Here is a 4,324-nt window from a genome sequence, read left to right as displayed (position 1 = left end):
CCGCCGCGCCCGCACCGGAGATCACCGCACGAAGATCCCCGATCGACCGCCCGCTCAGCCGGGCCGCGTTCCGCAGGGCGGCCAGCGTCACGACCGCGGTCCCGTGCTGGTCGTCGTGGAACACGGGAATGTCGAGCCGCTCCTGGAGCCGCCGCTCGATCTCGAAGCACCGAGGAGCCGAGATGTCCTCGAGGTTCACGCCGCCGAAGGACGGCGCGAGACGGACCACCGTCTCGATGATCTCGTCGACGTCCGTGCAGGCCAGCGCCAGCGGAACCGCGTCCACGCCGCCGAACTGCTTGAACAGGATCGCCTTGCCCTCCATGACCGGGAGGGAGGCCTCAGGCCCGATGTCGCCGAGCCCCAGCACGGCCGTACCGTCCGTCACGACGGCGACGACCGACGACTTCCACGTGTAGTCGTGGACGAGGTCCGGCTGCTCGGCGATGGCGCTGCACACCTTCGCCACGCCGGGCGTGTACGCGAGGGACAGGTCGTCCTTGTCACGGACCGGCACGGTGGCCTGCACAGCCATTTTGCCGCCGCGGTGCAGCGCGAACGCGGGGTCGATGGAATCGAGGGGCTCCGCCCCTCCGTCCTGTCCCGTATCGCTGTCGCTGCGAGGATTGACGATCTCCGCTGCCACTTTGTCTTACCCCTTAGGTCTGCATGGTTTGAGGGTGGCCACTCCTGGTTGAGAAGTGGGCGGGCACCGCGTACGGCCCTGGTCACTGATGCGTACGGGCCGGTACACGACGGGCGCGCCGCACACGCGCCCTGAGCCCCGGATGAGGGGTGTAAAGAACCTTCTTACCGGACGACCGGCGTCGAGGACGAGTCCAATACGTCCAAGGTCACATGCCGGAACGTAAATCGATCATCGATCATCGCAGGCGGGTGACATGAATCATGGAGGGCCATCCGGACACACCATCGGCGGGCCCTTGACGATCAGCGGACAGCCGCTCAACCGCCCGCGGCCCGTCCCGTCCCGCTCATCCACTCCGCGACTCGCACCGGAGACCTTCCGGCCGGAAGGACGGATTCCCGCAGATTTCCGCAGATGAGGCGGTCATGATGTGCCAACCTCGTGCGGTTCGGGGGTCACCCGTTATCCGATTTTGACATGGCGTGTGCCCTGAATGGCTGTGTCCGAATGGCAAGATGCCGTCATCACACGAGGTCGCGACACTCGAAGGCGTGTGCTCTCGTCGACCCACGGCACCCGTCGAACCCATCGGCGGCTGCCTGCCCCATCGGCAATTCGACCCATCCGCCGGAGGAACCCACCATGACCGCAAGCTCCACCCGTCGTACGACCGCCGCGCACTCCCGGCTAGCAGCGGTCGGTGCGATCGCGGTCGCAGGCGCGCTGATTCTCACCGGTTGCGGTGACCAGACGGACAAAAGCAGCGACAGCAGCACGTCGGACTCGTCCGCGTCCTCCGCACCCCTCGCCTCCAAGCTCCCCGCCGACATCCGCAAGGCGGGCGTCATCAAGGTGGGCTCCGACATCGCGTACCCGCCGGTCGAGTTCATGCAGAGCGGCAAGGCCGTCGGCATCGACCCTGACGTCGCGGATGCCCTCGGCAAGCAGCTGGGCGTGAAGTTCGACTTCCAGAACGGCAAGTTCGCGCAGCTCATCGTGGGTCTGCAGTCCAACCGCTTCAACGTGATCATGTCGGCGATGAACGACACGAAGGACCGCCAGAGCGGCATCGACTCGGACACCGGCAAGAAGGTCGGCAACGGCATCGACTTCGTCGACTACTTCACCGCCGGCACCTCGATCCTGGTCCAGAAGGGCAACCCCAAGGGCATCAAGTCCCTGGACGACCTGTGCGGCAAGACCGTGGCACTGCAGCAGGGCACCACGTCCGAGGGCATCGCCCAGAAGCAGAGCAAGAAGTGCACGAAGGACGGCAAGAAGGCCATCTCGCTGCAGACCTTCGACACCGACCCCGAGGCGCTGCTCCGCCTCAAGCAGGGCGCGTCCGTCGCCGACCTCAACGACTTCCCGGTCGCGGCGTACAACGCGAAGACCTCGGGCGGCGGCAACGACTTCGAGGTCGTCGGCGAGCAGATCGAGGCCGGCCCGTACGGCATCGGCGTCAGCAAGGAGAACACCCAGCTGCGTGACGCCCTCCAGGCGGCCATGAACGCGATCATCAAGAACGGCGAGTACACCAAGATCATGGAGAAGTGGAACGTCACGGACGGCGCGGTGACAGAAGCCAAGATCAACGGCGGCTCCTGACCTGCCTGACGCACCACTGAAGGGCAGTCACTGTGACCGACATTGTCGACAAGGCTCCGACGCCGTCAGTGCCGCCGGAGCAGATCAAGGCCATCCCGGTGCGCCACTACGGCCGCTGGGTGGCCGCTGCGGCGGTCATCGCCGTCATCGTGCTGATCGGGATCGCGTTCTCCAACGCGAAGATCAACTACAACATCATCCCGGACTACCTCACGGACGACCTGATCCTGTCCGGCGTCTGGCACACGCTGTACATCTCGGTGCTCGCCATGGTGGTGGGACTCGTCCTGGGCGTCATCCTCGCGGTGATGCGGATGTCGTCGAACCCGGTCACCAGCACGGTGTCCTGGCTCTACATCTGGTTCTTCCGCGGCACCCCGGTCCTGGTGCAGCTCCTCCTCTGGTACAACATCGCCCTCGTCTTCCCCGTCCTCAACCTGGGGTTCTACAAGGACGAGATGAACGACGTGATGACGCCGTTCCTGGCGGCCCTGCTCGGTCTCGGCCTGAACGAGGCCGCGTACATGTCCGAGATCGTCCGGGCCGGCATCCAGTCGGTCGACGAGGGGCAGACGGAGGCCTCGCACGCGCTGGGCATGACCCAGGGCAAGACGCTCCGGCGCGTGGTCCTCCCCCAGGCCATGCGCGTGATCGTGCCGCCGACCGGCAACGAGTACATCAACATGCTGAAGACCTCGTCGCTCGCCTACGCGGTCCAGTTCAACGAACTGATCAAACGGGCACAGGACGTCTCCAGCACCACGCTCGCGGTCGTCGAGATGTACTTCGTGGCGTCGATCTGGTACCTGATCCTGACCAGCGTCTTCAGCGTCGGCCAGTACTACCTGGAGCGCCGTTACGCCCGCGGCTCGATGCGCACCCTGCCGCTGACCCCGCTGCAGCGCCTGCGGAAGAACCTCCATCTGTTCGGTTCGTTCCGCCGTCCGGAGGTGACCCGATGAGCAATCTCATCAAGGACAGCGTCCCGAGCGCCGGCGACCATCCCATGGTCAAGGCCGAGGGCGTGCACAAGTCCTTCGGGCTCGCGCACATCCTCAAGGGCATCGACCTGGAGGTGAACCCGCGCGAGGTGTTCTGCCTGATCGGCCCGTCCGGCTCCGGCAAGTCCACCTTCCTGCGGTGCATCAACCACCTGGAGAAGATCAGCGCCGGGCGGCTGTCCGTCGACGGCAGGCTGGTCGGCTACCGGCAGAGCGGCGACAAGCTCTACGAGCTGAAGGAAAAGGAAGTGGCCGCCCAGCGGCGGGACATCGGCATGGTGTTCCAGCGCTTCAACCTCTTCCCCCACATGACGGCGCTGGAGAACATCGTGGAGGCGCCCGTCCAGGTCAAGGGCGAGTCCAAGGCCGTCGCCCGGGAGCGGGCGGAGCGGCTCCTCGACCGGGTGGGCCTCGCCGAACACAAGGACCACTACCCCTCCCGGCTCTCCGGCGGTCAGCAGCAGCGCGTCGCCATCGCGCGGGCGCTGGCGATGGAGCCGAAGCTGATGCTCTTCGACGAGCCGACCTCGGCGCTCGACCCCGAGCTGGTCGGCGAGGTCCTCGATGTGATGCGCGACCTCGCGGCGGACGGCATGACGATGATCGTCGTCACCCACGAAATGGGCTTCGCCCGCGAGGTCGGCGACAGCCTGGTCTTCATGGACGACGGCGTGGTGGTCGAGTCCGGTCACCCGCGCGATGTCCTGACGAACCCACAGCACGAGCGGACGCAGTCGTTCCTCTCGAAGGTGCTCTGACGGTACGACCGAGCAAGGGGCGGTACGAGGATCTCGTACCGCCCCTTGCTCATGCGCTCTGCCGTCGAGCTCTACTTCAGCGCCAGCAGCAGCGTGTCCGAAGGCGAGCACCACACCGGCCGGGCCTCCCCGAAGCCCTTCTCGCGCAGCACGCGTGCGTGCCACGCGGCGCACGGCATGTCCCCGTCGGCGTGCTCGCCGTAGATCTCGAAGCGGCGCGCCGTCGGCCCGGCGAGGACGGGGTCCTCGGCGGCGACCTGCCACCATGCGGCCCAGTCGAGGGCGCCGTCCCGCTTGGCCCGATCCAT

Annotated in this window: 3 protein-coding genes and 2 pseudogenes; 3 read left to right on the top strand and 2 right to left on the bottom strand. The window is 66.5% G+C overall.

All coding sequences use genetic code 11. From position 1 onward, the window contains the following. A pseudogene (locus JF597_RS51400) lies at positions 1-646 on the bottom strand (NAD-dependent malic enzyme); the annotation flags it as partial. Positions 647-1,291: 645 nt separating this feature from the next. On the opposite strand from JF597_RS51400, the gene JF597_RS51395 reads away from it, so the two are divergent. From JF597_RS51395 to JF597_RS51385, 3 genes are read left to right on the top strand one after another with little or no spacing between them, the layout of a single operon-like run. Next, positions 1,292-2,257: an ABC transporter substrate-binding protein gene (locus JF597_RS51395; RefSeq protein WP_294013484.1), complete on the top strand. Its 966-nt coding sequence runs from the start codon at positions 1,292-1,294 to the stop codon at positions 2,255-2,257. Positions 2,258-2,289: 32 nt separating this feature from the next. Beyond that, entirely contained in the window at positions 2,290-3,219 is a 930-nt protein-coding gene (locus JF597_RS51390) for an amino acid ABC transporter permease (RefSeq protein ID WP_069765943.1), read from the top strand. Beyond that, positions 3,216-4,016, top strand: a complete 801-nt coding sequence (locus tag JF597_RS51385; protein ID WP_069765942.1) for an amino acid ABC transporter ATP-binding protein — start codon at positions 3,216-3,218, stop codon at positions 4,014-4,016. The genes JF597_RS51390 and JF597_RS51385 overlap by 4 nt, the downstream gene beginning before the upstream one ends. 71 nt (positions 4,017-4,087) lie before the next feature. Here the strand turns inward: JF597_RS51385 and JF597_RS51380 are convergent. Continuing rightward, positions 4,088-4,324: pseudogene (locus JF597_RS51380) on the bottom strand (SAM-dependent methyltransferase); the annotation flags it as partial.

The sequence above is a fragment of the Streptomyces sp. genome, assembly GCF_019510245.1.
GTDB lineage: Bacteria > Actinomycetota > Actinomycetes > Streptomycetales > Streptomycetaceae > Streptomyces.
The sequence above is the reverse complement of the archived record's forward strand: the minus strand, read 5'-3'. Positions and strand labels throughout refer to the sequence as shown.

Bases quoted from the DNA above. Each gene is read 5' to 3' on its own strand.
- JF597_RS51395 (WP_294013484.1), top strand. From the start codon at position 1,292: ATGACCGCAAGCTCCACCCGTCGTACGACCGCCGCGCACTCCCGGCTA.
- JF597_RS51385 (WP_069765942.1), top strand. From the start codon at position 3,216: ATGAGCAATCTCATCAAGGACAGCGTCCCGAGCGCCGGCGACCATCCC.